This window comes from Planktothrix sp. FACHB-1355, from assembly GCF_014748295.1.
GTDB lineage: Bacteria > Cyanobacteriota > Cyanobacteriia > Cyanobacteriales > Aerosakkonemataceae > Aerosakkonema > Aerosakkonema funiforme_A.
The window spans coordinates 1-4,406 of the sequence record NZ_JACJUP010000528.1 but is presented as its reverse complement, the minus strand read 5'-3'; the positions used below and the strand labels follow the sequence as shown (position 1 = coordinate 4,406).

Annotated in this window: 3 protein-coding genes; 2 read left to right on the top strand and 1 reads right to left on the bottom strand. The window is 46.1% G+C overall.

What is annotated here, in order from left to right:
• Positions 1-87: 87 nt before the first annotated feature.
• Both H6S82_RS19885 and H6S82_RS19880 read left to right on the top strand, forming a co-directional pair.
• Positions 88-2,562, top strand: a complete 2,475-nt coding sequence (locus H6S82_RS19885) for an ATP-dependent Clp protease ATP-binding subunit (RefSeq protein ID WP_190474814.1) — start codon at positions 88-90, stop codon at positions 2,560-2,562.
• Positions 2,563-2,694: 132 nt separating this feature from the next.
• Positions 2,695-3,288, top strand: a complete 594-nt coding sequence (locus H6S82_RS19880) for a restriction endonuclease (protein ID WP_190474817.1) — start codon at positions 2,695-2,697, stop codon at positions 3,286-3,288.
• Here the strand turns inward: H6S82_RS19880 and H6S82_RS19875 are convergent, their stop codons facing one another.
• On the bottom strand, positions 3,289-4,296 hold the full coding sequence (locus H6S82_RS19875; RefSeq protein ID WP_190474820.1) for a site-specific DNA-methyltransferase: 1,008 nt from the start codon (positions 4,294-4,296) through the stop codon (positions 3,289-3,291).
• Positions 4,297-4,406: the final 110 nt, after the last annotated feature.

The window sequence follows — 4,406 nt, the reverse complement described above, 5'->3', positions numbered from 1 at the left end:
CTTGTAATAGCAAAGTACACAAAAGTTCATATAGGCGTCAAACTTAGAGAAAGCGCTTATGGAACGGCTCGGTGAGGTAAACCCACTATGTTTGAATACTTTACAGACAAAGCAGTTAAAGCGGTGATGCTAGCCCAGGAAGAAGCTCGACGCCTGGGGCACAACCTCGTGGGCACCGAGCAAATCCTGCTGGGGTTGATTGGAGAAGGAAGCAGCGTTGCTGCCAAAGTGCTGTCCGACCTCGGCGTTACCCTGCCAAGCGCACGGGTAGAGGTAGAAAAGATTATCGGTCGGGGTTCTCGCTTCGTTTCAGCGCAAATTCCTTTCACCCCCAAAGTTAAGCGGGTTTTTGAGCAATCTTTTGATGAAGCTCGTCAATTAGGGCATAATTACATTGCTCCAGAACACTTGCTGCTGGGATTGATCCGCGAAGAGACGGGTGTGGCGGCAAAGGTGTTGGAAAATCTGGGCGTTGACCTGACGAATGTCCGTATGCAGCTGATGGAGAAGCTGGGAGATGTGGCAGCTGTAGCTGTTGGCGGGGGTCAGGAACGGGGATTTTCTGGCGGTGGCGGGAAGACGAAGACTTTGGATGAGTTCGCCATCAATCTCACCCAACAAGCAGCTGAAGGTAAACTCGATCCGGTGGTGGGTCGCGAGAAGGAGATAGAACGCGCTGTGCAAATTCTCGGTCGTCGCACGAAGAATAACCCGGTGTTGATTGGAGAACCGGGTGTTGGCAAAACTGCGATCGCAGAAGGTTTGGCCCAGCGCATTGCCAACAAAAGCATTCCTGACATCTTGCAAGACAAGCAAGTGTACAGTCTGGATATGGGTTTGCTGATTGCAGGTACGCGCTTCCGAGGTGAGTTTGAAGAACGCCTCAAGACAATCCTGGATGAAGTGCGTCAAGCTGGCAATATCATCCTCGTAATTGACGAAGTTCATAACCTGATTGGCACTGGCGCAATTCAAGGTAGCATGGATGCTGCTAATATGCTCAAGCCTGCTTTGGCGAGAGGCGAGTTGCAGTGCATGGGGATGACGACGTTGGATGAATACCGCAAGCACATCGAACGGGATGCTGCTTTGGAACGTCGCTTCCAACCGATTATGGTAGGCGAACCTTCTGTCGAAGAGACGATCGAGATATTATATGGTTTGCGTTCTGCTTACGAGCAACACCATAAAGTTAAAATCTCCGATGATGCTCTGGTAACGGCAGCTAAGCTTTCAGACCGCTATATTAGCGATCGATTCTTGCCGGATAAAGCAATCGACTTAATCGATGAAGCTGGTTCTCGCGTTCGTTTGAGCAATACTAATTCTTCTGCAACTAAGGAACTGAAGCAAGAATTGCGTCAGGTAACTAAAGAGAAGGAAGAAGCGGTCAAAGTTCAGGACTTTGAGAAAGCGGGAGAATGGCGCGATCGCGAATTGGAGATTGAAGGTAAACTGAAGGCGATCGCAAACAACAAACAATCCGATAACGCCATCTTACCAGTTGTCGATGAAGAAGACATCGCCCACATCGTTTCATCTTGGACTGGCGTCCCCGTCAACAAAATCGCCGCATCCGAAACCGAGTTGCTGCTGCACTTGGAAGATACCCTGCACCAGCGCCTCATCGGTCAACACGAAGCGGTGACAGCCGTTGCGCGTGCGATTCGTCGCGCCAGAGTGGGATTGAAGAATCCGAACCGTCCGATCGCCAGCTTTATTTTCTCAGGCCCTACCGGAGTTGGCAAGACCGAATTAGCAAAAGCCTTAGCTGCTTATATGTTCGGTTCCGAAGAAGCGATGATTCGCGTCGATATGTCCGAATACATGGAAGCGCACAACGTCTCCAAACTCATCGGTTCCCCTCCCGGTTTCGTCGGTTACGATGAAGGCGGTCAACTAACAGAAGCAGTGCGTCGTCGTCCCTACTCCGTGGTGCTATTCGACGAAATCGAAAAAGCTCACCCCGATGTCTTCAACGCACTATTGCAACTGTTAGACGACGGTCGCTTAACGGATGCCAAAGGTCGCACGGTGGACTTCAAGAACACCCTGATAATTATGACCTCGAACATCGGTTCTAAAGCGATCGAAAAAGGCGGCGGCGGTATCGGTTTCGAGTTATCGGAAAATATCACCGAATCAAATTACAACCGCGTTCGTTCTCTAGTGAACGACGAACTCAAGCAATATTTCCGTCCCGAATTTCTGAATCGCCTCGATGAAATTATCGTCTTCCGTCAATTGACGAAAGATGAAGTCAAAGATATTTCTGGCATCATGTTGCGCGAAGTTTCCAGTCGCTTAATCGAACAGGGAATTACCTTAAAAGCCACCGAAAAGTTCACAGAACGTTTGGTGAAAGAAGGTTACAATCCTGCTTACGGTGCGAGAGAACTGCGCCGGGTAATTATGCGACTCTTAGAAGATAGCTTAGCCGAAGCAATGCTATCCGGTCGTATCCAAAACGGAGACACCGCCATTATCGATATTGGCGATGATGGTGAAGTGCAAGTACGACAAGCTGAGCAACGAGAATTGGTGCTTCAAACAGTTGGCTAAATCTCAGAAACCGGGTTTCTTTGGGTTGCAGTCAGGAAATATCGAAAACAAACGAAAGAAACCCGGTTTCTCATCTCCACTTTGTCCCCTGGTAGCGATACCGGGGGATTTTTTATATTGAGTGAATTACCCGTGAAAATTGTTCGAGAGGTATCGCTGATTAGTAAAGGTAGCTTCGCGGAATCGCAAGAATGGACTGTTATTCAAAACGAGATTCGCACCGCTATTGAATTAATCGTTTGGCCTCCTGGCGCATCAAACTTTACAATTAATCCTACGCGACATGGGAACGGAGTTAAACCTATTAAAAATGCTTGCATGGCTGCTCTTAAGGAAAATTTCGGTTGGCAACTTGAAACGCCGATAAATTATGCTACAAGAGCGCCAGGAAGAATAGATGCTACGAAAACATTAGATAATCATTTATTTGCACTTGAATGGGAGACAGGAAATATTTCATCGAGTCATCGTGCGGTTAACAAGCTAGTTTTGGGTCTGTTACGCGGTGTAATTTTGGGTTCAGCCTTAGTGCTTCCCAGTCGGCGACTTTATCCTTATCTGACTGACAGGATTGGCAACTATGAAGAACTAGAACCTTACTTCGATATTTGGCGTGCAGTTAACCTAACAGAAGGTTTTCTGGCCATATTTGTAGTTGAGCATGATTTTACCGATCCCAACGTAGCAAGAATTACCAAAGGAACGGATGGTCGCGCTTTAATCTAATTAAAACTTAAGAGAGAGTTGCGTCCATTCCGATAATTCCGACCCTTTTAGCTCTTTTTGCTTTGATTTGACTTTTTTCTTACCCCTTGCCGATTCCCACTCTTCCACCTGTCCGTTTGCTAAGTCAGTTAGACGGCGGACTGCTGGCTGTATATCACCAATTTCTGTACCCAGCCAATATCGATGCAATTTCTCAGCCGCATAAAATGTAGTACCAGAACCTCCAAAGGGGTCAATTACAATTTGTCCTGGATTCGACGCCATAGCAATAATGCGTTCCAGCATGATAGGAGCTAATTCATTGGCTCCTCTTTTTTTATGTTGCTTATGTCGCACTGGCGGGATATCAGTCCACATTTCCTCAAGCTGAGTCCAGAAAACTTCATCGCTAATATCGTCAGCAGAAGCATTTTCCCAAACATCTTCAGGGGTATCCCAAACATCCATTAAATTAATACCTTTGGGATTTAATTTTTTGCGATGTCCGCCGTAATCTCTTATTTCACCGCCACAATGTCGGCAAAGCTGAATCGGTGTATAAACTTTATTAAAAACGGCTGGTTCTCCTTTTGTGTAGTACAGCAATCCATAGTGAGCCGGAGACATCTTCTTTCCGCGAGGAAAAGCTTTCGGCATCCTACAGGCAATCCAGTGACGAAAGACCATTCCTTGTTGATTTAGATATGCACCGTACTCAATACACCATTTTGGTAAGTTAAAAATAAATAGGCTACCACCTTCTTTTAGCACCCTAATACTTTCATTTAACCACTGTTTTGACCATGTTAGGTAATCTTCTGTTTTCATGCGATCGCTAACAGATTTGCCGTAATCCTTGCCAAGGTTAAAAGGTGGATCGGCAAATACAATATCTGCACAGGAATCAGGTAGAACACTTAAAAATTTAAGACAGTCTCCTTGGTAGAGAATGCCATACTCGCTTTGATATACTTCATGCAATCCGCGATCGGCAGCAGCCAAAGGCGATATAAGGCGAACAGGCGGCATTGAGTTATTTTTAGTTTAGTTGCACTGATTAAAATTTTAGTAATTATGTTGTTATGTGTCAATATAACGATCGCCGTCCAAAATCAGATTCAGCTAATATTTAGCAGTTT

Bases quoted from the DNA above. Each gene is read 5' to 3' on its own strand.
- H6S82_RS19885 (WP_190474814.1), top strand. From the start codon at position 88: ATGTTTGAATACTTTACAGACAAAGCAGTTAAAGCGGTGATGCTAGCC.
- H6S82_RS19875 (WP_190474820.1), bottom strand. From the start codon at position 4,296: ATGCCGCCTGTTCGCCTTATATCGCCTTTGGCTGCTGCCGATCGCGGA.